This window comes from Thermobacillus sp., from assembly GCF_003390775.1.
Taxonomy (GTDB): Bacteria; Bacillota; Bacilli; order Paenibacillales; family Paenibacillaceae; genus Thermobacillus; species Thermobacillus xylanilyticus.
In genome coordinates, this window is record NZ_QEWA01000023.1 from 1 (window position 1) to 23,229 (window position 23,229).

The window sequence follows — 23,229 nt, forward strand, 5'->3', positions numbered from 1 at the left end:
GGTCCCTATCTGTCGCGGGCGCAGGAAATTTGAGAGGAGCTGTCCTTAGTACGAGAGGACCGGGATGGACGTACCGCTGGTGTACCAGTTGTTCCGCCAGGAGCACCGCTGGGTAGCCAAGTACGGACGGGATAAGCGCTGAAAGCATCTAAGCGCGAAGCCCCCCTCAAGATGAGATTTCCCACTGTAAAGGTAAGACCCCTGGAAGATGACCAGGTTGATAGGTTCGAGGTGGAAGCGCGGCAACGCGTGAAGCTGACGAATACTAATCGGTCGAGGGCTTATCCTAAAAATACCCCACAAAGTGACGATTCGCTTCGAAGCGTAGTCCGATTACTTTGCGGGGGCCCCGGAAACGGGTTCAGCTTGAAGCAAATCATTCGCATCCGGTTTTCAGGGTGCAAACCCTACATAATCTTTAATGAACCAGGCTCGTATTGCAACAGGGCAGTACGGGCCTGGTTTTTTATTGCGGCAGCGTTTTGGATTAACGATAATAAACCGAACAATCCGTGGACTGCAGCTTCATCACGCCGTCTCGCCGCAGTCCGCGGATCTTGCGCAGGACGACCGACCGCGGGGCCAGCGTCCACAGGTGCCAGCAGATGAGGCTGATCATGAACGATTCGTGCATCCAGGGATAAGCGACGGCGATGACGCAGAGTCCGAACCAGAGCAGATGGCGGTGCAGACGCCGGAACAGGCCGTGTTCGATATGCTGCACGGGGACATAGCCGATCCACGGCGCATCCAGGCTCCACCGGAAACGGCGGAATTCCGGTTCATCGACGCGAATCAAGGTCAGCCGGATAATGACGAAATGGACGAGTTCCACGCCGATGAGACTGATCATCCAGGAGAGAATGCCGGTTGTGCCGTACATGCTGCCCTGGAACACGCCGAACAGCGCGGCGATGAGCAGGTGGCTGATTCTCACTTCCCGCGGTATCGGAATCCGGCGGATGAGCTGATAATGATAGATCGTCGCCTTTTCATCCAATTGTTGACGACGAGGCATCATGCGATTTTCCTCCAACTGCATGCTGAAAAGGGGTTTACCAACTATATCGGAAGAGGCGTATGCCGGATGAATGCCTGCGGGGTAAATGCGGATGGTCCCAAGGAACCAAATATTTGAGGAAAACATATATTGAAGCAAAATATTTGAAACGACCTGTGAACAAGTATATCGAACTAGACATTGTGGCATAATGGGAGTTGAAAGAAGGACAGGAAGGATGAGTCGGCATGGAGGAAAGCGTCCGACAATGTTGCATCATTTGCGGGCAGGAGAAGGAATCCGGCATCACGATCATCTCCGAATTTATATGTGAGTCTTGTGAAGCCGAAATGGTGCGCACCGATGTGAAGGACGAGAAATATCCGTTCTTCATCCATCAATTGAAACGAATCTGGGTTCAGAAGAACGCGTGAGCGGCCGCATCCGACAAGGGACGGCTGTTTTTTTGCGGCTCGGTGGTATCGCGGCGTTTCTTCTATTATTATAGAAGAAACAGGAGAGGAGGGACGGAAGCGGATGCCGGAGTTCGAAGCGCCGCTTTACACGCAGCTCGTTCGCAGGCTTGGGCGCGACCCGGTCAGCTTCCACGTGCCCGGACATCAGTACGGACGCGCGCTGCCGGACGAGCCATTCGCGCTGTTCCGGGACATTATGGGCATCGACGTTACGGAACTGGAAGATACGGACGACCTGCATCATCCGGAAGGCGTCATACGGGAAGCGCAGCAACTGGCTGCGCGCTGCTTCGGCGCCGACGAGACGTTCTTTCTCGTCGGCGGCAGCACGGCCGGCAATCTCGCGATGCTGCTCGCCGTCCTCGATCCGGGTGATGCGATCATCGTGCAGCGCAATGTGCACAAGTCGGTGCTGAACGGCATTGCGTTGGCAAGGGCGCGGGCGATTTTTGTGGCGCCGCAGATTGAACCGGTATCCGGTCTTCCGACCGTCCCCGCGGCGGCTGATATTGAAACGGCATTGGACCGCTATCCGGACGCCAAGGCGGTATTCCTGAGCACGCCCAACTATTACGGCATGAATGTCGATCTTGCGCCGTATGCGGAGATCGTCCACTGCCGGAAACTGCCGCTTCTGGTGGACGAAGCGCACGGCGCGCATTTCGGGCTGCATCCGGCTTGTCCGCCTTCCGCGATGATGTCCGGCGCGGATGCGGCTGTCCAATCGACGCACAAGACGCTTACCGCGCTGACGATGGGCGCCATGCTCCATGTGCGCCGGGGCAGGTTGTCGATGGACCGGCTTCGGCGCGCCCTGACGGCGGTGCAAAGTTCAAGTCCGTCCTACCCGATACTGGCGTCGCTCGATATTGCCCGGGCAATGATCGCGGCTTGCGGCCCGGCATGGCTGGAGAGCGGCATGAAGGCGGCAAGCCGCCTCCGGGAACGGCTGGCTGAACGAAACGGCCCGTTCGCCGCTCTCGAGCCGGCCATCGGCAAAGCTTGCAGCGCCGTTGACCCGATGCGCATCGTGCTGCGGGATGAGACCGGCGCGCTCAGCGGCATCCTGCTTCAGTGTTTGCTGGCGGAGCAGGGATGCTGGGCCGAGATGGCCGACGACCGGTATGCGGTGCTGCTGTTCGGGCCGGGCGCAACCGAATCGGATGCGGACAAGCTCGTTTCGGCACTGGACAACATTGCGGCGGAAATGACCGGATCCCAGCCGGTTGCCGATGCCGGTCAAGGGCCAATTGATGTTGCGGCATATGCGGCTGATCCGGAGCATCGTATCGGCGAGCCGTTTGCCATCCCGCTCATGCCGCCGGCGGAAGACGGAACGGAGATCGTTCCGCTTGAAGAAGCGGCCGGACGCACGGCGGCCGAAACGGTCATTCCCTATCCGCCGGGCATTCCGTTGCTCTATACAGGCGAACGGATCAGCATAGCGCAGATCGCAGCCATCCGCAGACTGGCCGCGGCGGGCGCGCGTTTTCAGGGAGCGACCGACGCCAGAATGCGGATGATACGGGTCATGGCGCAACAATGACGCGACAACGACAGATGAAGGAGACGAAGGTGAGCAGAGGCTTTTTTATGACGATCGAAGGCGGCGAAGGCGCGGGCAAGACGACGATTCTGCAGGGCATCGCCGATTGGCTTGAAGCGCGGGGATGGGATGTCGTCGTGACGCGCGAGCCGGGAGGCATTCCGATTGCCGAGAAAATCCGGGAGGTCATTCTCGATCGCGTCCACACCGACATGGATGCGCGGACGGAGGCGCTGCTCTATGCGGCCGCCCGCAGGCAGCATCTCGTTCAGAAGGTGGAGCCGGCGCTTGCGGCCGGCGCGGCGGTGCTGTGCGACCGGTTCGTCGACAGCAGCCTGGCTTATCAAGGCCATGCGCGCGGGCTCGGCATCGAGGAAGTCTGGGCGATAAACCGGTTTGCCACAGTCGAACGCCTGCCGGATCTCACGCTGTATCTGGACGTCAGGCCGGAAATCGGGCTTGCGCGGGTCCGATCGGATCATGGACGAGAGATCAACCGGCTCGATCTGGAGGACCTCACCTTCCACCGAAAGGTGCGCGAAGGTTATCTGCTGTTAACGCGGCGATTCTCCGACCGGATCGTGACGATCAACGCGGAGCAGCCGCCGGAGCAGGTGCTTGCTCAGGCGCTGCAAGAAACGGAAAAACGATTTAAAGGGTTTTCACATTTCCGCGTCAAATAATATAAAATAGGTACACATCCAACCAAGGGAGGGATACGCATGAAACTTGTCATTGCCGTTGTGCAAGACAAGGACAGCAACCGGCTGTCCACCGCCCTCATTCAGGAAGGATTCCGCGCAACGAAGCTGGCGAGCACCGGAGGATTTCTTCGTGCAGGAAATACCACTTTTATGATCGGAATTGAAGACGAACGGGTGGAAGACGTTCTGCGCGTCATCCGGAACAACTGCAAAATCCGCGATCAGCTCGTGACGCCGGTATCTCCGATGAGCGGTTCGACCGATTCGTACATGCCTTTTCCCGTCGAAGTGCAGGTCGGAGGTGCGGCGGTGTTCGTGCTTCCCGTCGAACGGTTTGAGCATTATTGATCACCCGCATGACGCAACCATTTATCGTCCGGTGAAGAGCATGACCCGTCATGCTCTTTGCTTGGGCTAAAAAGCAGCTTTACTCCATACATGGGAAGGAAACGCGATGAAAATCAATCCCGGATACCGCACAGTCGGACAAGACCGGACGCGGATGGACACCGTCCAGCGTCAGGCGGCGCCCAAATCGTTCGCCGATTTCATGCAGGAGCAGGAAACGGCCAGAACGCAGGAAGCGCTGCAGCGGATGCTGAACGACATCCATCAGCAAGGGGAACGGCTGGCCCGCAACATGACGGTGCGCGAGCTGATGCTGTACCGTCAGATGGTGAAACGGTTCCTCGAGGATACGGTCAGGCGCGGCATCGGCCTCAAGGAGACCCGCGGCTGGGACCGGAGGGGCCGGGTCAAGCGCTACAAGCTGATCGAAGAGGTCGATGCCGTCCTGGTCAGCATGGGCGAAGAATTGCTGCAGACCGAGGAAGGACGGCTCGAACTTCTCGGCAAAATCGGCGAAATCCGCGGACTGCTGATGAATCTGCTGTTCTGACGGAAAGGATCGGTAACGCCATGCGAATCAGCGACATCACCGGCCAGCCGAAAGCGGTGAAACTGCTCCAGGCGGCCATAAGAACCGGCAATGTCTCCCACGCCTATCTGTTCGGCGGTCCCGCGGGGACGGGGCGGAAACAGGCCGCGCTCGCCTTCGCGCAGGCGCTGTTCTGCACGTCCGGCGGGCCGGATGCGTGCGGCGAATGTCTGGCTTGCCGGAAGATCGAACACGGCAATGAGCCGGATCTGCATCTCGTGGAGCCGGACGGCGCGGCGATCAAGATCGACCAGATCCGCGGTCTGCAGCGCGACTTGTCGTACCGGTCGGAGGAATCGAAGCGCAAGGTCTATATCATGGAACGGGCGGAGACGATGACGCCGCAGGCGGCCAACAGCATGCTCAAGTTTCTCGAAGAGCCGTCGTCGCCTGTCGTCGCCATTCTGCTCACCGAAAATCCGCAGGCGATTCTCCCGACCATCCGCTCACGCGCCCAATTCGTTCCTTTCCTCCCGCTGCCTCCCCAAGTCATGCTCGAGAAGCTGCTTGCCGAGGGCCATCCGCCGCTTCTTGCCCGGGCAGCGGTGCACCTGGCCTCCGGAATCGACGCCTGCCGCGCGATTATCCAGCAAGAGGGGTTTGCAGAAACGAGAAAGCTGGTGATACAATTGGGGAAAGACAGCCTGGGCAGATTACCCGCCGCGATGGTCAGCATCGGACAAGCGTTCAAGAACGGTCTGCAAGCGGACCGGATCGAAACCGTTCTCGCGCTGCTGGCGCTCTGGTATCGGGATCTGCTGAACGTCCAGATCGGCAGGCGGGAGCAGGTTGTCTTCGCAGACGAACTCGGCTGGATGGACAAGCATGCGTTCATGCGCAAACCGCATGAATGGGTCGCATGCATGGAGCATACGCTTGAAGCAGGCAGACGCATCCGTGCCCACGTATCGCCGCAGCTTGCCCTCGAGCAGCACCTAGTGAAGATTCAGGGGGGCTGAATCCTTGTACAATGTCGTCGGTGTCCGTTTCAAGAAAGCGGGCAAAATCTACTATTTCGACCCGTTGGACTACCCGGTCGAGACGAATCAGCACGTCATTGTCGAGACGGCGCGGGGAATCGAATACGGCAAGGTCGTCATCGGCCGGAGACAGGTGGACGAGTCGGATGTTGTGCTGCCGCTGAAGCGGGTCATCCGCATCGCGGACGAGGCCGACGCCCGGGTCGTCCGCGAGAACGAAGCGGCGGCGAAGCAGGCATTCGCCATTTGCCTCGAGAAGATCAAGCAGCATGAGCTGGGCATGAAGCTCGTTGATGTCGAATATACGTTCGATCGGAACAAGATCATTTTCTACTTCACCGCCGAAGGCCGCGTCGACTTCCGCGAGCTGGTCAAGGATCTGGCCAGCGTCTTCCGGACCCGGATCGAGCTCAGGCAGATCGGCGTGCGCGACGAGGCGAAGATGCTCGGCGGCATCGGGCCTTGCGGACGCATCCTTTGCTGTTCGTCCTGGCTCGGCGACTTCGAGCCGGTGTCGATCAAGATGGCGAAGGATCAGAGTCTGTCGCTCAATCCGACGAAGATTTCGGGATTGTGCGGCCGGCTGATGTGCTGCCTGAAATTTGAGCACGATCATTATGAGAGCGTGCGCGAGGAAATGCCCGCCGTCGGCAAAATCGTCATCACCTCTTACGGCGAAGGCAAGGTGACGGCCATCAACGCCGCTGCCCGCACGCTGTACGTCCAGCTGTTTGAATCGGGCGGCAAGCCGAAGGAGCTGCCGTTCGACGACTGTGTCGTGAAAGCATAACGCCAAGTCGCGGGTGCCGAGGTGGGACAGTGACGAGAGACCTGTTCGATCAAGTCGAACGAATGGAGGCCGTTCTCGGGCAGATGCTGAGGGAGACGGCCGACATCAAGCGGAACATCAAGTCGCTCATCGAAGAGAACAAAAGACTCAGCATTGAGAATCAACAGCTTCGCAAGCTGCTGAAGACGAGTGCGGCGACGGTCCGGGCGGAACTGGCTGCGGGACTCGCGGAGGAAGCATCCGCCGACCGGCTCGAAGAAGACAGCCATGTGCACGTCGGCGAAGGCTACGATAATCTTGCCCGTCTATATAATGAAGGATTTCACATCTGCAATGTCTATTACGGTCACCTCCGCACGGAGGGCGACTGTTTGTTCTGCCTGGCTTTTCTTCATAAATAATGGATACCCTGACGGCTGCTTGCCGGCGGCGCAATCTTGAGCGCTGCGGCGGGCAGCCATATTTTGTTTCGCCGGACCGGTCCCTGTACATTTGCAAGAAACGGGTTTGTTCATTAAGCTTATGGTAAGAACGTTATTTTCCACCGGATGGAAAGGCAAGGAGTCGACTTCCCGACATGAACAGGCCTGACGCGCAGCCGATGCTCGAGCCCGGCGAAAGGCTCGACCATCTGCTGACGCAAGACTTGAAAATCATCCAAAGCCCGGAAGTGTTCAGCTTCTCGCTGGACGCGGTGCTGCTCGCCCGTTACGCCGGTGTGCCGGCCAGAGGCCGCGTGCTGGACCTGTGCACGGGCAACGGCGTCGTGCCGCTGCTTCTGACGACGCGGACGGCCGCGTCGATCGACGGCGTCGAGATTCAGCCGAAGCTGGCGGACATGGCGTGGCGCAGCGTGGCGCTCAACGGCCTTGAGGACCGGATCACGATCATCGAGGCCGATCTGCGCGAATGGTCGAAGCGCGCCGACGTGCGCGGCGCCTACGATGCGGTCACGATCAACCCGCCGTACCTGCCGCGCGGATCCGGGGAGTACAAGGAGAACATCCACAAAGCGATGGCGCGGCATGAAATCGGGTGCACGCTGGACGACGCCGCGGCGGCGTGCGCGGCGGCGGTGAAGAGCGGCGGCCGCGTCACCATGGTGCATCGTCCGTCCCGGCTGGCGGACATCATCGAGACGCTGCGCCGTCACCGGCTCGAACCGAAGCGGATGCGGCTGGTTCACCCGAAGCGGGAGGCGGAAGCGAACATCGTGCTGATCGAGTCGCTGAAGGACGGCAGGCCGGAGCTTCGGCTTGAACCGCCGCTCATCGTCTACGAGCCGGACGGGCGATATACGGACGAGTTGCTGCATATATTTTATGGAAGAAAAACGGAGCTGGCGGGCGTATCCGCCGCGGCGGAGGAGGAGCGGACGTGAGCGGAAAGCCGGACGGCAGGCCGGATGACCGGCAGCTTAAGCGGCAAGCCGCGCAGGTCCAGCGGAGCTTCGCCGAACGGGAGAGGCCCGGCACGCTCTATCTCGTGGCGACGCCGATCGGCAACCTGGAAGACATGACGATGCGCGCCATCCGCACGCTTAAAGAGTGCGATCTGATCGCGGCCGAAGATACGCGCCAGACCCGCAAGCTGCTGACGCATTTCGACATTCGCAACCGTCTCGTCAGCTACCATGAACATAACCGGGAAGCGAGCGGTCCGGAACTGCTCAGGCTGCTGGAAGAGGGCCTCAGCATCGCGCTGGTCAGCGATGCGGGCACGCCCGCCGTCTCCGATCCGGGCGCCGAACTGGCGGCTGAAGCGGCGGCTCGCGGCATCCCGGTCGTGCCGATTCCCGGTGCGAACGCGGCGGTGTCCGCGCTCATCATCTCCGGGCTTCCGACGCACCGGTTTCTGTTCGCCGGATTCCCGCCCCGCGACCGCAAGGGGTTGCAGCAATTTCTGGACAGCCTGGAAGCGGAGCCGGGTACGCTCATTCTGTACGAATCGCCGCATCGCGTGCAGAAGACGCTCGCTGTGCTGGCCGAGCGGTGGGGAAGCCGCCGCATGGCGCTCGTGCGCGAACTGACGAAGCGCCACGAGGAAGCGGTGCGGGGCACGGTCGAAGGCGTGCGGGATTACGCCGCGGCGCATCCGCCGGCGGGCGAATGTTGCCTCGTCATCGAAGGGGCTGAGGCCGGCGAGGCGGCGGAGAGACAAGCCGGCGATTGGTGGGCGCAGATGACGCCCGCCGAACATGTCGCCCATTACGAGCGGCAGGGCATGGCGCGCAAGGAGGCAATGAAGCGGGCAGCGGCCGACCGCGGGCTGAAGAAGCGCGACATCTACGCGGCGCTCCTTGCCGAAGCGGACGGATCCGCAGAGGACAAGCCTTGAGGGCAAAAAAAAACCTTCCCGGCCGACAGTCCGGCGCGGGAAGGCAGCAAGGAGTATAAAAAAGGTTAGAATTATCGAGGTCGTTTCTGTTCTATTATAACCTATTTTTCGTAAAAGTGACACTTTTTTTTCACGAGTCTTTCACTGTGCCGTCCGCGGCCGGACGCCATCAGGAATTGGCGGGCACGGGCAGCTCGGAGATGCACTCGTGGCAGACGATCTTGCCCTTGAAGTACGTGACATTCTCGGCATTGCCGCAGAAAATGCAGGCGGGTTCATATTTCTTCAACATGATGCGTTCCCCGTCGACATAGATTTCAAGGGCGTCTTTCTCTCCGATGCCGAGGGTGCGGCGCAGTTCGATCGGAATAACGACACGGCCCAGTTCATCGACCTTGCGTACAATGCCTGTCGATTTCATCATAACGATTCTGCTCCTCTCAAGCGATTCAACATTATTCGACATAGTTCAACTTTTTCTGCTAATTATAGTACCAACCATTCCCATAATAGTCAACAGAAAATAACAGGAAATTCACGCCTCCATTTCATAGAAACAGCCAGCAAAATCGATGAAAATCCGGTTCAGGGGACGATATGGGGCGTTCTTCGGACATCAAGAAACGATTCGACACAGATCGACATTTTCGACAATTTTGTGAAGGATCTGTCGAATTTCGAAAGGGGTGACTGCGCGTGCACCACGAATTGCCCGAAGAGAAAGTGTTCAAAGATCCTGTTCACAAATCCATCTATGTCAAAGACCGGATTATCTGGAACCTCATCAACACGAAGGAATTTCAGCGGCTCCGCCGGATCCGCCAGCTCGGCACGTCCTACCTGACGTTCCACGGCGCCGAGCACAGCCGGTTCTCCCACTCCCTCGGCGTCTACGAAATTACGCGCCGGATCATCTCCCAGTTCGAGCGGCTCGGCGATTCGGACTGGCCGAAGGAAGAGCGGCTGACCGCGCTGTGCGCCTCCCTGCTGCATGATGTCGGGCACGGGCCGTTCTCGCATTCGATCGAGGCCGTGTTCGACACGCATCACGAGGAATGGACCTGCCGCCTTCTGCTCGAAGACACGGAATTGAACCGTGTGCTGCGCGATGTCTCCGACGATTTTCCGGAGCGGATCGTTTCGGTCATTCGCAAGACGCACGAGAAACCGATCGTCGTCAGCCTGGTCACCAGCCAGCTCGATGCCGACCGGATGGATTTTCTGCTGCGAGACGCGTACTATACCGGAACGCATTACGGCACGTTCGACATCGACAGGATTCTGCGCGTCATGCGTCCCCACAAGGGCCGGATTGTCGTCAAAGAGAGCGGGATGCATGCGGTCGAAGACTACCTGATGTCGCGGTACCAGATGTACTGGCAAGTTTATTTCCATCCCGTGACGCGCAGTTCGGAAATCGTGCTGCGGCAAATTTTCCGCCGGGCGAAGGAACTGTACCGCGGCGGCTGGCGCTTCGATTCCCTGCTCGAGCCGCTCAAACGGCTGTTCGACGGCGAAATGACCGCAGACGACTATTTCCGGCTGGACGAGCCTCTGGTCCAGACGCAGTTCATGATGTGGACGGACGAGAAGGACCCGCTGCTTGCGGACCTGTGCCGGCGGTTCCTCCACCGCAGACTGTATAAATATACAACGATGGACGAGCCGGACGAAGCGCTCCTGGACCGTGCGCGGCAGGCGCTTCTTGATGTCGGGCTGAATCCGTCCTATCATCTCGAAATTGATTACCCCTACGATCTACCGTATCATATATACCGTCCGGGCGGCGACAGCGGTCCCGGAGCGCAGCCGATACTGCTGCTCGGCGAACACGACGAGCTGACCGATATCGCGGATCGCTCCGAGATCGTCCGGTCGATCGCCGGCATACACAGGGGCAGACACCATCTTTATTACCCGGAAGACATGCTGCTGAAACACCGGGACCGATTGCCGTCCGACATCAGGCGGCTCATTGGCATGGCGTGAAGGCGGCCCGGGCATCCCGGAAGGAGATTTGGACATGTTGATCGATTCGCATGCGCATCTGGATTCCCATCGGTTCGACAACGATCGGGAAGATGTGATCCGGCGCGCCAGGGAAGCCGGCGTCGAACTGATCGTCAACATCGGCTTCAACCGCGAGACGATTCCGACGACGCTCGAGCTGACGGAGCGTCATTCGTTCATCTACGCGGCCATCGGCTGGCACCCGGTCGACAGCATCGACATGCGCGAGGGCGACCTGGAATGGATTGAATCGCTTGCGGCGCGCGAGAAGGTCGTTGCGATCGGCGAGATCGGCCTCGACTATCACTGGGACACATCGCCGAAGGAAGTGCAGCATCAGGTGTTCCGCGAGCAGATCCGGCTCGCGCGGCGGCTCGGCCTGCCGATCGTCATCCATAACCGGGACGCGCACGAAGATGTCGTGCGCCTGCTCAGGGAAGAGCGGGCCGAGGAAATCGGCGGCGTCATGCACTGCTTCTCGGGCAGCTGGGAGATCGCGAAGATGTGCCTGGACATGAACTTCTACATCTCGTTCGGCGGCCCCGTTACGTTCAAGAATGCGCGGGTGCCGAAAGAGGTGCTGGCCAAGGTGCCGCTTGACCGGCTCATGATCGAAACGGACTGCCCGTATTTGTCTCCGGAACCTTATCGTGGAAAACGAAACGAGCCCGCTTACGTGTCCCACGTCGCGGAGGCGGCCGCCCAAATTAAGGGAATAGACTTACAGGAACTGGTAAAAATAACCGGACAGAATACTCTGAATTGTTTCCGAATTCGAGATAAGTCGGTCTAAACCGTTGAAACAATGATTTTGCTCACAAAAAAAGTGGCATTACCCGCGAGAAAATCTCCGAAAATGCACTTTAAACCGAAAATAACGCGAAAATCGCATTTTGAACGTCCTTTACAACGCGCAACTCCAGGGGGTATGATGTCTCACAGAACTTTGCTGAAAGTTGAACATTTCCAGACGCTGAATCTCCCGGAGGACGGGAGAGCGGGGGAACCAGTCAGCGGCAATCGGACAACACAGGTTGCCGGCTCCGCTGAAACCTATTGGGGTGAATTGACCGGACGCGCGATTTGAAGCGGCGAAAGGTCATAGGGCGGCTCTCGGCCCGAACCCGTCAGCTAACTCCGCAGGCGCATTTGAGAGTGATCGTCTCGTGCTTTGACAGTCCGAAGTATTATTTATCCTCTTCGAAGCCACGATGGGATCCTCTGTCGGCGGCTTTATTTTTTGAATATTGCGGCAACCGGCGACATAGGTTTCTCCAGGAAGACGGACAGACGACGGGGCGTGATTCTGGAACGACAGCACGGATCCAAGCAAAACGGCTGGCGCCGTCCTCATTTGGAGGTGCGTCCGTTTTGCGGTGAAAGATAAGCCGATTATAAGCGTGCAGCTTATAAATGCTTATCTTTTGAAAACCAAAACGTTCGCGTCAATCGTATCATGCATCATCCTAAGGCGGCGAGCAATGTAAGGAGGACCGAAGACATGGGGAAGTTCCTTCCGGAATCCCATGGATCACGATCATCCGGCATGAACTTCGCAATGCGTTGGAAGCATGAGAACGTACGTCTGGTTCTTCTGAGCGCAATTCTTTCAATCGCCATGACTTTCATGCTGCTGGTGCTGCTCTACGGCACGGCCGACAAACAGGTGTCGGTCGTCGTGGACGGCGAGGAACGAATCGTCACGACGAAACAATGGGTTCTGGAAAAGCTGCTTGACGAGCTCGACATCGAAGTCGGGCCGAACGATGAGGTGTCGAAGCCGCTCAACGCGGCGATCCGGGACGGCGACCGGATTGTCATCAACCAGGCGGTGCCGGTCACGGTCGTCGCCGACGGCAAGGCGGTGGAGGTCTGGCCGACCCGCCATACGGTTCAGGCGGCCCTCAGCGAAGCGGGTATCGACCTGCGCGACGACGACAAGGTGTATCCATCGCCGGGCGCGCCACTCGAGCCGGACATGACGATTGAAGTGGTGCGCGTCGACAAGCACGTGGTACAAACCGAAGAGGTCGTTCCGTATGAGGTCGTCAAGAAGGACGACCCGAATCTGGAAAAAGGCAAAGAAAAGGTCATTCAACCCGGCAAGGAAGGCGTCATCATCAATCTTGTCGAGAAAACGTTCGAAAACGGCGTGTACGTAAATTCGCGGCTGCTGACGAAGACGGTGTCGGCGGAGAAGCAGGATCAGATCGTCGCCGTCGGCACGAAGAAGCCGGAGCCGAAAGCGGCCGTGCTGTCCGCCGAATCGGAGACGGCAACGAAGGTCACGCGCGAAGGCGTGACGTTCAAGGCGAAGAAAGTGCTCAAGAACGTGACGCTGACGGCGTATTCCGCCGGCTTCGAGTCGACGGGCAAGACCGAGGATCATCCCCAATACGGCATTACGGCTTCCGGCACGAAAGTGCAGGAAGGCCGGACGATCGCCGTCGACCCGGACGTCATTCCGCTCGGCTGGTGGGTGTACATCGAAGGCATCGGATTCCGGCGTGCGGAAGACAAGGGCAGCGCGGTCAAAGGGAAGAAGATCGACATTTACTACGACAGCGAAACGAAGGCGGAGCGCTTCGGCAAGAAGAAGGGCTACACCGTCTACGTGATCGGGCCGAACAAGCCGACGGCAAGCTGAGGCTGCGGCTGCCGCCGGCGTGCCCGTGATTCATCCTATGATTCATCACCGCAATTATGCTTGAGCGGCTGGAAACCTCTGTGCGGCATCCCCGCGGATGCCGCGCCGGGGTTTTCTTGTCGTTGCGGAGGCGCATAGCGGGGCGAAGCTGCGGCCATCATCATGAAGAGGACGAGCCGTTTACCGGGCTTGGGAAAGGAATGCGACATGATCCAGGAAATTATCGTCGTCGAAGGCAAGGACGACACCGCCGCCGTGAAGCGCGCGGTTGAGGCGGACACGATCGAGACGGGCGGCTCGGCAATCGGCGAGGAAGTGCTTCGCCGGATTGAACTGGCCGCAGCGCGCCGCGGCGTCATCATCTTCACCGACCCCGATCATGCGGGCGAACGGATCCGGCGGATCGTGGCGGACCGCGTGCCGGGCTGCAAGCATGCGTTCCTGCCGCAGGAGCAGGCGGAGCGGGGCGGCAAGTTCGGCGTCGAGCACGCGACGCCGGAAGCGATCCGGCAGGCGCTTGCCGCCGTTCGGACCGAGCGGCCGGCGGAAGAAGCCGGAGCGGATGTTGTCGAGTGGGATGACCTGATGGAGGCGGGGCTCATCGTCCACCCGGAAGCGGCTCAGCGGCGCCGGGAGCTCGGCAGACGGCTCGGCATCGGCTATGCGAACGGCAAGCAGTTTTTCCGCCGCTGCCGGATGCTCCGCATCACGAAGCGGGAGCTGGCCGAAGCGCTTGCCGCCATGGACGGCGGAGAGGGGGAAGCAGGATGATGACGGACGGCATGCGAATGAGCCGGCCCGCGGGAGACATCGGCACGCCGAAGCGGACGCGCGAAATCATCGCGCGATACGGCTTCACGTTCCGCAAGGCACTCGGGCAAAATTTTCTCGTCGACGCGAATGTGCTGCGCAAAATCGTGGATGCGGCCGAGCTTGGACCGTCGAAGGGCGCGCTTGAGATCGGTCCGGGCATCGGGGCGCTGACCGAGCAGCTCGCCATGGCCGCGGGCAAGGTGGCGGCGATCGAGCTGGACCGGCGGCTCATCCCGATTCTGGAGGAACTGTTCGCGCCTTGCGCCAACGTGGAGATCGTGCACGGCGACGCACTGAAGCTCGATCTGAAGCAGCTGATTGCCGAACGGTTCGCCGGTCTGGAACGCGTCAGCGTCGTCGCCAATCTGCCGTACTACGTAACGACGCCGATCCTCATGAAACTGCTGGAGGACCGGCTGCCGCTTGAACATATTGTCGTGATGGTGCAGAAGGAAGTGGCCGAACGCATGACGGCGCCGCCCGGAGGCAAGGAATACGGCAGCCTCAGCGTCGCGGTCCGCTATTTCGCGGAGCCGGAGGTCGTGTGCACCGTGCCGCGCACCGTCTTCGTGCCGCCGCCGAACGTCGACTCGGCCGTCGTGCGCCTCACCTTGCGCGCCCGGCCGCCCGTGGACGTCACGGACGAAGCGATGTTCTTCCGCGTCGTGCACGCGGCGTTCGCCCAGCGCCGGAAGACGCTGGCGAACAACCTGACCGCGCTGCTCGGCAAGGAGCGGCGCCAGGAAGCTGCCGCGCTGCCGGCGTCCTGCGGCATCGACCCCGGCCGGCGGGGCGAGACGCTGTCGCTCGAAGAATTCGCGGCGCTTGCCAACAAGCTGGCCGAACATCCGGCATAACTGGCTGAACACCAGACGGGCCGCCCTTCCATAGGATAGACGGAAGAGGTGATCAGCCCATGAAGCAAGGGGATTACGTCGTGCGAAAATCGTACGGCGGCGACATCCTGTTCCGCATTGAAGCCATCGTCCGGCAGACGGCCATTCTGAAGGGTGTCGACTACCGGCTGCTGGCCGACGCTCCGCTCTCCGATCTTGTCGTCGTCCGGCAGCCCGAAACGAGCAGCGCCGCCGTGGCGGCGAAAATCAAAGAGCACGAATCGCTGCGGCGCTTCCGGCGCCAGGAGGGGGAGGCGGAAAGCTTCCGCTCCGACACGGAGTCCGTGGACGATGCGGAAGCATACCGCCAGGAGACCGCGAACCCGCCGGGCGGGTATTTCGAGATGCCCGGCCGTGTCCTGCATCTCGACGGGGACGGCGCATATCTGCGCAAAAGCATGGCGCTGTACGCCCAGATGAATGTGCCCGCCGACTGCATCCACTGCCACGAATCGGTCATGCCGGAGGTGATCGGCCGGCTTCTGCCGCAGGTGCGGCCCGACATCGTCGTGATCACGGGACACGACGGCGTCCTCAAGAACCGGCCCTACGCCAGTCTCCGCCCGCTCAGCAGCTACAAGAACTCCGTCCATTTCGTGCAGGCCGTCCGCGCCGCCCGCGCCTATGAACCGAACAAGGACAACCTGATCATCGTCGCCGGCGCTTGCCAGTCGCACTTCGAAGCTTTGCTCATGGCCGGGGCCAACTTCGCCAGCTCGCCGCGGCGGGTGATGATCCACGCCCTCGACCCGGTCGTCGTGGCGATCAAGGCGAGCCGCACGCCGTTCCGCGAGCCGATCCATCTGACCGAAGCGATCCGCGGCACGATATGCGGAGCGGAAGGGATGGGCGGCGTCGAGACGTTCGGCAAGCGCCGGCTCGGAACGCCGCGTCCGGGGTGGAATGCGAAGAAGATCGTCCCGGCTTACGGTGCATAAAATCATGTCGGATTGCGGACATTCAAAAAAAAGGGATAATAGACTGTTGACAACCGATTTATGGTGTTGCTATAATATTTTCTTCATTTGACACTGCCGCTTCTTTTCATGTATAATGGACAAGGAAAGAGGTGGTAGTGGACGATGGCGAAGAATGCGCTGCTCGAAATCCGACGCAGTCTGGAAGCGCACGTCGGTTCCAGAGTCTGCCTGCGAGCCAACGGTGGACGCCGCAAGACGATCGAGCGGACCGGCGTGTTGGAAGAGACCTACCCTTCTGTTTTTATCGTGAAGCTTGACCAGGAACAACATGCTTTCAAACGCGTGTCTTACAGCTATGCCGATATTTTGACGGAGACCGTCGAGGTGACCGTCGTCAGCGACGAAGGACAGGTGCGGATCGCTTACATGCAGCATTGACGCACCGCCGCATGATCCGCCCGGACCGGGGCATACTATCCTTCATCACAACGCGGATTCGCGCGGAAGGAGGACCCCGTCATGGGCCGCAGAAGGCGAGGCGCGATGTCGCAGCAGCTCAAGGAAGAACTGGCGAAGGAACTCGGATTCTACGGTACCGTCGCCAAGGAAGGCTGGGGCGGCATCCGGGCGAAAGATGCGGGCAACATGGTCAAACGGGCGATTCAGCTTGCGGAACAGGCGCTGGCGAATCGCGGCAACCGACCGTCGTGACGAATATCGGACAAAACTGAGCGGCCTGCAGGCGCGATGAGCGCCGCGCGGGCCGCTTTTCGCATTTGCGCCCGCCGACAGGACCGGCCGTTTTTCGCATTTGGCGGAAACCGATGCTATAATTGGGAAGGACTCAAGGACGAGCGGGTGCGACGAACGGTGGTGAATGCGTGAAAATTTACGAGAAAGCGCCGGCCAAGATCAATCTGCTGCTCGACGTGCTGGGCAAGCGGGAAGACGGCTATCACGAAATCGAAATGGTCATGACGATGGTCGACCTGGCCGATCGGCTCGAAATGGAGGAATTGCCCCGGGATGCGATCGTGCTGTCAAGCCAGGCCGGATACATCCCGCTGGACGAGAAAAATCTGGCGTTCCAGGCGGCGAGATTGATCAAGGACCGGTACGGCGTGAAGAAAGGCGTCTACATCCATCTGGACAAACACATTCCGGCGGCTGCGGGACTGGCCGGCGGCAGCAGCGACGCGGCGGCCGCGCTCCGCGGGCTGAACCGGCTCTGGCAGCTGAATCTGTCCGACGCCGAGCTCCTCGAGCTGGCAGCCGAGCTCGGCTCCGACGTGCCGTATTGCGTGCGCGGCGGCACCGCGATTGCGCGCGGGCGGGGCGAGAAGCTCGAACAGCTGCCGAGTCCGCCGCAATGCTGGGTCATTCTGGCGAAACCGCAGCTCAACGTGTCGACGGCTGACGTGTACGGGCAGTTTCGGCTGGAGAAGGTGAAGCAGCATCCGTCGCTCGAACGGATGGTCAAAGCGATCAAGGCCGGCTCGTTCCGCGACATGTGCGCCGAGCTCGGCAACGTGCTCGAGACGGTGACGCTCGAGCGCCATCCCGAAGTGCGCCGGCTGAAGGAGATCATGCAGCGGCTCGGGGCGGACGGCGTGCTGATGTCGGGGAGCGGCCCCACGGTGTTCGGCCTGGTGGCGAAGGAAGCGAAGGTGCCGCGCATTTACAACGGACTCCGCGGGTTCTGCAAGGACGTGTTTGTGGCAAGAATGCTGACATAAGCTCAAGCGGTCACTTGCAAAAAACCGTATGAAAATGATATAGTGACTATATATCATTCGGATTTCATACGGGGGTGCAGGCCGTGAAGAAGTTGAAGCGAAGCGCCAGGCTGGTCGAAATGACACAATACTTGTTGGCACGCCCCCACACGTTAATTTCGCTGACAGCATTTGCGGACCGTTATCAATCGGCGAAATCATCGATCAGCGAAGATCTGGCCATCATCAAGGAAGTTTTCGAAGAAGAAGGCATCGGGCAACTGCACACATTGGCCGGCGCCGCCGGCGGTGTCAAGTATATTCCGACCGTCAGGAAAGAGGCCGCGCTTGCGGTCATCCGCGAGATCTGCCGCCAGCTGGAGCAGCCGGAACGGGTGCTCGCCGGCGGCTATCTGTACATGACGGACATGATCGGCCAGCCGGCGATCATGGGCGAGGTCGGGCGCATGTTCGCGACCGCGTTCGCCGACCGCGAGATCGACGTCATCATGACGGTCGAGACGAAGGGCATTCCGCTGGCCTATGCGACGGCGATGTACCTGAACCTGCCGGTCGTCATCGTGCGGCGCGACAACAAGGTGACCGAAGGTTCGGCGGTCAGCATCAATTACGTGTCGGGCTCGACGAAGCGGATTCAGACGATGTCGCTCGCGCGGCGCGCGCTGCGCGAACAGTCGCGGGTGCTCATCATCGACGATTTTCTGAAGGCGGGCGGCACGGTGCAGGGCATGATTGACCTGCTCGCGGAGTTCAACGCGACGGTCGCCGGCGTCGGCGTGTTCGTCGAATCCGGGGAAGTCGGCGCGGAAGAGCGGTTGTTCCATGATTACGTGTCGCTGGCGAGATTGACGCATGTCGACCTGAAGACGAAGCAGACAACGGTTGTTCCGGGGAACTACTTCGACGATTGAGGAGGCGCGCATCGCCTGATCGGGCGGTGCCGCGTTTGTCCATATGCAAGCGGTTGCGGACGGGCCCGCGTTGCGGGTCGCCGGGACGCAGCCCTTTGGCATACTTGTTAACCCTACCATTCCAATAGGGAAACCATGAAGGAGGAGCGCGAACATGTCTCAACGACCGACCATCATTTCGACCACCGCAGCCCCCGCCGCCATCGGCCCGTATTCGCAAGCCGTCCGGTTCGGCAATCTGCTCTTCACCTCGGGCCAGATTCCGCTTACGCCGGAAGGCGAACCGGTGCAAGGCGGCATCGAGGAACAGACGCATCAGGTCTTTCGCAATCTGCAGGCGGTGCTGGCTGCGGCCGGCTGCAGCCTGTCCGATGTCGTGAAAGCGACCGTCTTCCTCAAGGACATGAACGAATTCGCCGCGTTCAACGCCGTCTACGCCTCGTATTTCGGGGATCACAAGCCGGCGCGTTCGACGGTGGAAGTCGCCCGTCTGCCCCGGGACGTCAAGGTCGAGATCGAGCTGATCGCCGCCGTTCCCGATGGCGAAAAACAGCGGTAATTGTCAGTTAAAAAAAAGTTAGTCAACCCGCAACAATATTTCCAGATACAAGAAGGATTTCGGCGCAATTTGTGGAATATTACACCAAGTCTTTTGGTAGGCAAAGGTGGTGAACAGAATGCAAATTACCGATGTGAGACTCCGCCGCGTGAATTCCGAAGGCCGAATGAAGGCGATTGCCTCGATCACGATTGACAACGAATTCGTTGTTCACGATATTCGGGTCATCGACGGCAATAACGGCATGTTCGTGGCCATGCCGAGCAAGCGTACGCCGGACGGAGAGTTCCGGGATATCGCACATCCGATCTCTTCGTCGACGCGGGAGAAGATCCAATCCGCCGTGCTGGCGGAATACGAGCGGGCGGCAGCTGAAGAAGAAGCGGCGATTGAAGAAGGCGCATGATGGTCATGCACGATGGACTGATAGCGTATTCAGATGATCGGGAGAAGAGGGCCGATGGCTCTCTTTTCTTTTGTCCGAAGCAAGTGTATAGTCGAGGGAGATACGCTTCGCAGCGAAGCGCAGGAACGAACTCGGGAGGAAAACGGACATGAAGAGAATGGCGGTCGTGCTTGCGGCTGGACTGGGGAAACGAATGAAATCGAAACTTCACAAAGTGCTGCACCCCGTCTGCGGCAAGCCGATGGTCGGACATGTGCTGGACGCAGCGGCCGCGGCCGGCTGCGAACGGACGATTGTCGTCGTCGGACACGGGGCGGAGAAGGTGCAAGCCTACGTGGGCGACCGCGCCGAATGCGTGCTGCAGGCCGAGCAGCTCGGCACCGGACATGCGGTATTGCAGGCCGATAAGTTGATCGGCGGGGAAGCGGGCACGACGATCGTCGTCTGCGGCGATACACCGCTCATCCGGCCGGAGACGATCCGCGCGATGCTGGATGCGCACGAGCGGAGCGGCGCCGCCGCGACGCTGCTGACGGCGGTCGTCCCGGACCCGTCGGGTCTCGGACGCGTCATCCGCGGAAAGAACGGCAACGTGGAGCGCATCGTCGAACACAAGGATTGCAGCGAAGACGAGCTGAACATCACGGAAATCAACGCCGGCACCTATTGCTTTGACAACCGGAAGCTGTTCGACGCGCTCGGCAAGGTGAAGAATGACAACGCGCAAGGCGAATATTACCTGACGGATGTGATCGGCATTCTGCACGAAGCGGGCGAGACGATCGCCGCTTACCGGACGCCGGATCCGGCCGAAGCGGCCGGCGTCAATGACCGCATCGCCCTGGCCGAGGCCGAACGGCTCATGCGCGAGCGGATCAACCGCCGGCACATGGAAGCCGGCGTGACGTTCATCGATCCGGCGGTCACATACATCGACGCGGATGTCGCGATCGGCGCGGACACCGTCATCTACCCGGGCACGGTGCTGCGGGGCCGGACCGTCATCGGCGAAGACTGCGTCATCGGCCCGCAGGCCGACATCACCGATTCCGTCGTCGGCCGGGGCGTGACCATCCGCCACTCCGTGCTGCTGGAGTCGGAAGTCGGCGACGAATGTTCGGTCGGGCCGTACGCGAACCTGCGCCCGGGCTCGAAGCTTGCCGCGGGCTGCAAGATCGGCGATTTCGTCGAGCTGAAGAACGCGTCGCTCGGCGAAGGCACGAAAGTATCGCATCTCAGCTATGTCGGCGACGCCGTCGTCGGCCGGGATGTCAACATCGGCTGCGGCGCCATTACGGTGAACTACGACGGTTACAACAAATCGATCACCGAGATCGGCGACCGCGCCTTCATCGGCAGCAACGTCAATCTGATCGCGCCGGTGAAGATCGGCGAAGACGCCTATGTCGTCGCCGGTTCGACGATCACCCAGGACGTGAAGCCGAACGACATGGCAATCGCGCGCGAGCGGCAGGTCAACAAGGAAGGCTACGCCGAGCGTCTCCGCGCGCGGGCGCGGGCGAAGAAGGAGCGCTCGGGCCAGAACTGATCCGATCCGGTGCATGGTGAAGGCTGGAAAAGGGAACACTATAGGGAAACCTGTGCGAAGGAGGTTTCCCTATGACGCCGACGATCAAAGCGGAAGAGCGGCCGACGCGCCCGAAGGGCGAACTGCGCCGGCTGCGCGATCAGGGGAAAGTGCCGGGCAATCTGTACGGCGGCAAGGCGAGCGGCTCGACGCCGATCGCCGTCGAGGAGAAGGAGCTGCTGGCGCTGCTCCGCCATCATCCGAACGCGGTGCTCGATCTTGAAATGGCGGGTTCGGACACGAGACCGGTCATGGTGGCCGGCGTGCAGCGCGATCCGCTGACGCGCAACGTGCTGCACATCGATCTGCGCGAGATCGACCTGAAGACGCCCGTGCGCACGCACGCGCCCCTGGAACCGGCCGGCGAATCGCCGGCCGAGAAGGAAGGCGGCATCGTTCAGATGCTGCTGCACGAGCTGGAGATCGAATGTCTGCCCGCCGACATTCCGGACGCGATTCCCGTGGACGTCTCGGGGCTTAAGCTCGGAGACAGTCTCGTCGTCCGCGACCTCAAGGTTCCGCCGGGCGTGCTCGTGAAGACCGACCCGTCGCTTGTCGTCGTGACGGTGCTCGCTCCGCAGAAAGATGACGCGGAACCGGCCGAACCGGAGGCGAATGCCGCGGAGACGGACCGCAGCGGCGCAGAAGAGAAAACGGCGGCACGATCCTGAATACCGAACGGCAGCGAGCTGCCTGTCCGCCCGCAGCGGCAGGCAGCTTCGTTTTATGGCCGGACGCTCAATAACCCGGACGCGAGACGAAGGTGAACACGTTCCGGTCGAAGTCGATGTTGTTGACGCGGACCGAACGGCTGTTGAACCATTCGACAAATCCGATCTCCTGATGAACGCCTCCCAGGTAGATCTGAATCGGCACGCCATGGTCGATGTGATCCTGGAAATGCTGGTCTTCATGCAGCCTCTGTCCGTTCTCGTACACGACAAACAGCGCGCTTCTCGACAACATTTCGTTGACCATGCGATCACCTCTACCTATAATGACAATTTAGACGATCGAATCGTTGCAGGGCGGCCGATATCTTCTGGTCAGGGAAGGGGGACAGGCGCACGATGAGATGGATCGTCGGACTCGGCAATCCCGGGCCAGCCTATCAGTCGACCCGGCACAATGTCGGCTTCATGGTCATCGACGAGCTCGCGCGCCGGTGGAATATCAGCGTCACGCAGAGCAAGTTCAAGGCGCTTGTCGGGGAAGGCCATGTCAAGGGCGAGAAGGTGCATCTGCTGAAGCCGATGACCTACATGAATCTGTCCGGGGAATCACTCCGGGCGTTTCTCGATTTCTACAAGGCGGACATCGCCGATCTGATCGTCGTCTACGACGATCTGGATACGCCGCTCGGCAAAATCCGGCTCCGCTATCAGGGCAGTTCGGGCGGCCACAACGGCGTGAGGTCGATCATCCAGCATCTCGGCACGCAGCAGTTCAACCGGATCCGGATGGGCATCTCCCGCCCGGCTCCCGGACGCGAGATTGTCGATTACGTGCTCTCGCCGTTCGACAAGGCGGAAGCGGAGCAGCTGAAGACGATGATCGCAGCCGCTTGCGATGCGGTAGAATATGCGCTCGAACACCCTTTTGAGAAGGCGATGGCGAAATTCAACGGATAGCAGCCGATAGTTCTCCCGAAAACCGGGCATAATGGTGACATACCGGTTCTTCAGGAGGCATACGATGGCTGTGAACTACGTCTGCCGGCACTGCCGGACGCCGCTCGGATCGCTCGACCGGGACGATCTGAGCGAGGCGGCGCTGGGCTTTCATTTCTTGACCCCCGAAGAACGGGGCGATATAATAGCGTATGACGCGGCGGGCAATGTAACCGTCAGAGTGATCTGCGATTACTGCCGCGAAGCGCTGGAGGCGAATCCGGAGCTGCTGCTGATCGAGAGCCCGCTGCAATAGCGGGGGCGCGTTCCCCGAATCGAGCTTAAGCAGGAGGGCGGACGATC

29 protein-coding genes, 1 rRNA gene and 1 riboswitch are annotated in these 23,229 nt (G+C 60.3%); of the genes, 27 read left to right on the plus strand and 3 right to left on the minus strand.

Going from position 1 to position 23,229, the window contains the following annotated elements:
• Positions 1 to 289: ribosomal RNA gene (locus C6W55_RS02055) — 23S ribosomal RNA — on the plus strand; the annotation flags it as partial.
• Between the two features lie 198 nt (positions 290 to 487).
• On the opposite strand, the gene C6W55_RS02060 is transcribed toward C6W55_RS02055, so the two are convergent.
• Entirely contained in the window at positions 488 to 1,021 is a 534-nt protein-coding gene (locus C6W55_RS02060; protein ID WP_286891205.1) for a transposase, read from the minus strand.
• Positions 1,022 to 1,248: 227 nt separating this feature from the next.
• On the opposite strand from C6W55_RS02060, the gene C6W55_RS02065 reads away from it, so the two are divergent.
• The 10 genes from C6W55_RS02065 to rsmI all read left to right on the plus strand — a co-directional run bounded on the left by C6W55_RS02065 (position 1,249) and on the right by rsmI (position 8,770).
• A complete protein-coding gene (locus tag C6W55_RS02065) occupies positions 1,249 to 1,434 on the plus strand; it encodes a sigma factor G inhibitor Gin (RefSeq protein ID WP_015256486.1) in 186 nt (61 codons plus the stop codon).
• 103 nt (positions 1,435 to 1,537) lie between these two features.
• Positions 1,538 to 3,022, plus strand: a complete 1,485-nt coding sequence (locus C6W55_RS02070; protein ID WP_286891208.1) for an aminotransferase class I/II-fold pyridoxal phosphate-dependent enzyme — start codon at positions 1,538 to 1,540, stop codon at positions 3,020 to 3,022.
• 29 nt (positions 3,023 to 3,051) lie between these two features.
• Positions 3,052 to 3,705 (plus strand): dTMP kinase, encoded by a 654-nt coding sequence (gene tmk / locus C6W55_RS02075; RefSeq protein ID WP_015256484.1) that lies wholly within the window; start codon positions 3,052 to 3,054, stop codon positions 3,703 to 3,705.
• A gap of 39 nt (positions 3,706 to 3,744) precedes the next feature.
• Positions 3,745 to 4,074, plus strand: a complete 330-nt coding sequence (locus C6W55_RS02080) for a cyclic-di-AMP receptor (RefSeq protein WP_015256483.1) — start codon at positions 3,745 to 3,747, stop codon at positions 4,072 to 4,074.
• A gap of 106 nt (positions 4,075 to 4,180) precedes the next feature.
• Positions 4,181 to 4,624, plus strand: coding sequence for a YaaR family protein (locus tag C6W55_RS02085; RefSeq protein ID WP_015256482.1), 444 nt, complete (start codon positions 4,181 to 4,183; stop codon positions 4,622 to 4,624).
• Between the two features lie 20 nt (positions 4,625 to 4,644).
• Positions 4,645 to 5,622 (plus strand): DNA polymerase III subunit delta', encoded by a 978-nt coding sequence (holB, locus tag C6W55_RS02090; protein ID WP_015256481.1) that lies wholly within the window; start codon positions 4,645 to 4,647, stop codon positions 5,620 to 5,622.
• Between the two features lie 4 nt (positions 5,623 to 5,626).
• Positions 5,627 to 6,433, plus strand: coding sequence for a PSP1 domain-containing protein (locus C6W55_RS02095; protein ID WP_015256480.1), 807 nt, complete (start codon positions 5,627 to 5,629; stop codon positions 6,431 to 6,433).
• Positions 6,434 to 6,462: 29 nt separating this feature from the next.
• Positions 6,463 to 6,834, plus strand: coding sequence for an initiation-control protein YabA (locus C6W55_RS02100; RefSeq protein ID WP_213484709.1), 372 nt, complete (start codon positions 6,463 to 6,465; stop codon positions 6,832 to 6,834).
• Positions 6,835 to 7,010: 176 nt separating this feature from the next.
• Positions 7,011 to 7,814, plus strand: a complete 804-nt coding sequence (locus C6W55_RS02105; protein ID WP_286891212.1) for a tRNA1(Val) (adenine(37)-N6)-methyltransferase — start codon at positions 7,011 to 7,013, stop codon at positions 7,812 to 7,814.
• Entirely contained in the window at positions 7,811 to 8,770 is a 960-nt protein-coding gene (gene rsmI, locus C6W55_RS02110) for a 16S rRNA (cytidine(1402)-2'-O)-methyltransferase (protein WP_286891213.1), read from the plus strand. Before C6W55_RS02105 ends, rsmI begins: the two co-directional genes overlap by 4 nt.
• 169 nt (positions 8,771 to 8,939) lie before the next feature.
• On the opposite strand, the gene C6W55_RS02115 is transcribed toward rsmI, so the two are convergent.
• Positions 8,940 to 9,194 (minus strand): AbrB/MazE/SpoVT family DNA-binding domain-containing protein, encoded by a 255-nt coding sequence (locus C6W55_RS02115; protein WP_015256475.1) that lies wholly within the window; start codon positions 9,192 to 9,194, stop codon positions 8,940 to 8,942.
• Between the two features lie 272 nt (positions 9,195 to 9,466).
• Here C6W55_RS02115 and C6W55_RS02120 point away from each other — a divergent pair, with 272 nt between their 5' ends.
• The 14 genes from C6W55_RS02120 to C6W55_RS02185 all read left to right on the plus strand — a co-directional run bounded on the left by C6W55_RS02120 (position 9,467) and on the right by C6W55_RS02185 (position 21,927).
• Positions 9,467 to 10,759 carry an HD domain-containing protein gene (locus C6W55_RS02120; RefSeq protein ID WP_286891214.1) on the plus strand — a complete coding sequence of 431 codons (1,293 nt, stop codon included), beginning with the start codon at positions 9,467 to 9,469 and terminating at the stop codon, positions 10,757 to 10,759.
• 34 nt (positions 10,760 to 10,793) lie between these two features.
• The gene (locus C6W55_RS02125) at positions 10,794 to 11,573 is read left to right on the plus strand and encodes a TatD family hydrolase (RefSeq protein WP_286891216.1); all 780 of its coding nucleotides are present in this window, start codon (positions 10,794 to 10,796) and stop codon (positions 11,571 to 11,573) included.
• Between the two features lie 168 nt (positions 11,574 to 11,741).
• A riboswitch (cyclic di-AMP (ydaO/yuaA leader) is annotated at positions 11,742 to 11,941 on the plus strand.
• Positions 11,942 to 12,281: 340 nt separating this feature from the next.
• On the plus strand, positions 12,282 to 13,427 hold the full coding sequence (locus C6W55_RS02130; protein ID WP_286891218.1) for a resuscitation-promoting factor: 1,146 nt from the start codon (positions 12,282 to 12,284) through the stop codon (positions 13,425 to 13,427).
• A gap of 207 nt (positions 13,428 to 13,634) precedes the next feature.
• A complete protein-coding gene (gene rnmV / locus C6W55_RS02135) occupies positions 13,635 to 14,198 on the plus strand; it encodes a ribonuclease M5 (protein WP_286891220.1) in 564 nt (187 codons plus the stop codon).
• Entirely contained in the window at positions 14,195 to 15,097 is a 903-nt protein-coding gene (gene rsmA / locus C6W55_RS02140; RefSeq protein ID WP_015256470.1) for a 16S rRNA (adenine(1518)-N(6)/adenine(1519)-N(6))-dimethyltransferase RsmA, read from the plus strand. Before rnmV ends, rsmA begins: the two co-directional genes overlap by 4 nt.
• 59 nt (positions 15,098 to 15,156) lie before the next feature.
• Entirely contained in the window at positions 15,157 to 16,074 is a 918-nt protein-coding gene (yabG, locus tag C6W55_RS02145; protein WP_286891221.1) for a sporulation peptidase YabG, read from the plus strand.
• 144 nt (positions 16,075 to 16,218) lie between these two features.
• Complete coding sequence (gene veg / locus C6W55_RS02150; protein ID WP_015256468.1) at positions 16,219 to 16,494, plus strand: biofilm formation stimulator Veg; 276 nt, start codon at positions 16,219 to 16,221, stop codon at positions 16,492 to 16,494.
• 81 nt (positions 16,495 to 16,575) lie between these two features.
• Entirely contained in the window at positions 16,576 to 16,767 is a 192-nt protein-coding gene (locus C6W55_RS02155) for a small, acid-soluble spore protein, alpha/beta type (RefSeq protein WP_015256467.1), read from the plus strand.
• A gap of 170 nt (positions 16,768 to 16,937) precedes the next feature.
• Positions 16,938 to 17,792 (plus strand): 4-(cytidine 5'-diphospho)-2-C-methyl-D-erythritol kinase, encoded by an 855-nt coding sequence (gene ispE, locus C6W55_RS02160; RefSeq protein WP_286891223.1) that lies wholly within the window; start codon positions 16,938 to 16,940, stop codon positions 17,790 to 17,792.
• A gap of 83 nt (positions 17,793 to 17,875) precedes the next feature.
• Positions 17,876 to 18,703, plus strand: a complete 828-nt coding sequence (gene purR / locus C6W55_RS02165; protein ID WP_286891224.1) for a pur operon repressor — start codon at positions 17,876 to 17,878, stop codon at positions 18,701 to 18,703.
• 154 nt (positions 18,704 to 18,857) lie between these two features.
• Positions 18,858 to 19,262, plus strand: coding sequence for a RidA family protein (locus C6W55_RS02170; protein WP_213484717.1), 405 nt, complete (start codon positions 18,858 to 18,860; stop codon positions 19,260 to 19,262).
• 118 nt (positions 19,263 to 19,380) lie between these two features.
• Positions 19,381 to 19,668 carry a septation regulator SpoVG gene (gene spoVG / locus C6W55_RS02175; protein WP_015256463.1) on the plus strand — a complete coding sequence of 96 codons (288 nt, stop codon included), beginning with the start codon at positions 19,381 to 19,383 and terminating at the stop codon, positions 19,666 to 19,668.
• Positions 19,669 to 19,816: 148 nt separating this feature from the next.
• On the plus strand, positions 19,817 to 21,217 hold the full coding sequence (glmU, locus tag C6W55_RS02180) for a bifunctional UDP-N-acetylglucosamine diphosphorylase/glucosamine-1-phosphate N-acetyltransferase GlmU (RefSeq protein ID WP_286891225.1): 1,401 nt from the start codon (positions 19,817 to 19,819) through the stop codon (positions 21,215 to 21,217).
• A 71-nt stretch (positions 21,218 to 21,288) separates the two neighbouring features.
• Positions 21,289 to 21,927, plus strand: coding sequence for a 50S ribosomal protein L25 (locus C6W55_RS02185; protein WP_015256461.1), 639 nt, complete (start codon positions 21,289 to 21,291; stop codon positions 21,925 to 21,927).
• Between the two features lie 67 nt (positions 21,928 to 21,994).
• Here the strand turns inward: C6W55_RS02185 and C6W55_RS02190 are convergent, their stop codons facing one another.
• Positions 21,995 to 22,234 carry a hypothetical protein gene (locus C6W55_RS02190; RefSeq protein WP_015256460.1) on the minus strand — a complete coding sequence of 80 codons (240 nt, stop codon included), beginning with the start codon at positions 22,232 to 22,234 and terminating at the stop codon, positions 21,995 to 21,997.
• A 92-nt stretch (positions 22,235 to 22,326) separates the two neighbouring features.
• On the opposite strand from C6W55_RS02190, the gene pth reads away from it, so the two are divergent.
• Positions 22,327 to 22,887: an aminoacyl-tRNA hydrolase gene (gene pth, locus C6W55_RS02195; protein WP_015256459.1), complete on the plus strand. Its 561-nt coding sequence runs from the start codon at positions 22,327 to 22,329 to the stop codon at positions 22,885 to 22,887.
• Positions 22,888 to 22,951: 64 nt separating this feature from the next.
• The gene (fin, locus tag C6W55_RS02200) at positions 22,952 to 23,182 is read left to right on the plus strand and encodes an anti-sigma-F factor Fin (protein ID WP_015256458.1); all 231 of its coding nucleotides are present in this window, start codon (positions 22,952 to 22,954) and stop codon (positions 23,180 to 23,182) included.
• Positions 23,183 to 23,229 lie beyond the last annotated feature (47 nt).

Coding starts and splice junctions, on each gene's coding strand:
- C6W55_RS02060 (WP_286891205.1), bottom strand. CDS start 1,021: ATGATGCCTCGTCGTCAACAATTGGATGAAAAGGCGACGATCTATCAT.
- C6W55_RS02065 (WP_015256486.1), top strand. CDS start 1,249: ATGGAGGAAAGCGTCCGACAATGTTGCATCATTTGCGGGCAGGAGAAG.
- C6W55_RS02070 (WP_286891208.1), top strand. CDS start 1,538: ATGCCGGAGTTCGAAGCGCCGCTTTACACGCAGCTCGTTCGCAGGCTT.
- C6W55_RS02080 (WP_015256483.1), top strand. CDS start 3,745: ATGAAACTTGTCATTGCCGTTGTGCAAGACAAGGACAGCAACCGGCTG.
- C6W55_RS02085 (WP_015256482.1), top strand. CDS start 4,181: ATGAAAATCAATCCCGGATACCGCACAGTCGGACAAGACCGGACGCGG.
- holB (WP_015256481.1), top strand. CDS start 4,645: ATGCGAATCAGCGACATCACCGGCCAGCCGAAAGCGGTGAAACTGCTC.
- C6W55_RS02105 (WP_286891212.1), top strand. CDS start 7,011: ATGAACAGGCCTGACGCGCAGCCGATGCTCGAGCCCGGCGAAAGGCTC.
- C6W55_RS02115 (WP_015256475.1), bottom strand. CDS start 9,194: ATGATGAAATCGACAGGCATTGTACGCAAGGTCGATGAACTGGGCCGT.
- C6W55_RS02125 (WP_286891216.1), top strand. CDS start 10,794: ATGTTGATCGATTCGCATGCGCATCTGGATTCCCATCGGTTCGACAAC.
- C6W55_RS02130 (WP_286891218.1), top strand. CDS start 12,282: ATGGGGAAGTTCCTTCCGGAATCCCATGGATCACGATCATCCGGCATG.
- rnmV (WP_286891220.1), top strand. CDS start 13,635: ATGATCCAGGAAATTATCGTCGTCGAAGGCAAGGACGACACCGCCGCC.
- rsmA (WP_015256470.1), top strand. CDS start 14,195: ATGATGACGGACGGCATGCGAATGAGCCGGCCCGCGGGAGACATCGGC.
- yabG (WP_286891221.1), top strand. CDS start 15,157: ATGAAGCAAGGGGATTACGTCGTGCGAAAATCGTACGGCGGCGACATC.
- veg (WP_015256468.1), top strand. CDS start 16,219: ATGGCGAAGAATGCGCTGCTCGAAATCCGACGCAGTCTGGAAGCGCAC.
- C6W55_RS02155 (WP_015256467.1), top strand. CDS start 16,576: ATGGGCCGCAGAAGGCGAGGCGCGATGTCGCAGCAGCTCAAGGAAGAA.
- C6W55_RS02170 (WP_213484717.1), top strand. CDS start 18,858: ATGTCTCAACGACCGACCATCATTTCGACCACCGCAGCCCCCGCCGCC.
- spoVG (WP_015256463.1), top strand. CDS start 19,381: ATGCAAATTACCGATGTGAGACTCCGCCGCGTGAATTCCGAAGGCCGA.
- glmU (WP_286891225.1), top strand. CDS start 19,817: ATGAAGAGAATGGCGGTCGTGCTTGCGGCTGGACTGGGGAAACGAATG.
- C6W55_RS02185 (WP_015256461.1), top strand. CDS start 21,289: ATGACGCCGACGATCAAAGCGGAAGAGCGGCCGACGCGCCCGAAGGGC.
- C6W55_RS02190 (WP_015256460.1), bottom strand. CDS start 22,234: ATGGTCAACGAAATGTTGTCGAGAAGCGCGCTGTTTGTCGTGTACGAG.
- pth (WP_015256459.1), top strand. CDS start 22,327: ATGAGATGGATCGTCGGACTCGGCAATCCCGGGCCAGCCTATCAGTCG.
- fin (WP_015256458.1), top strand. CDS start 22,952: ATGGCTGTGAACTACGTCTGCCGGCACTGCCGGACGCCGCTCGGATCG.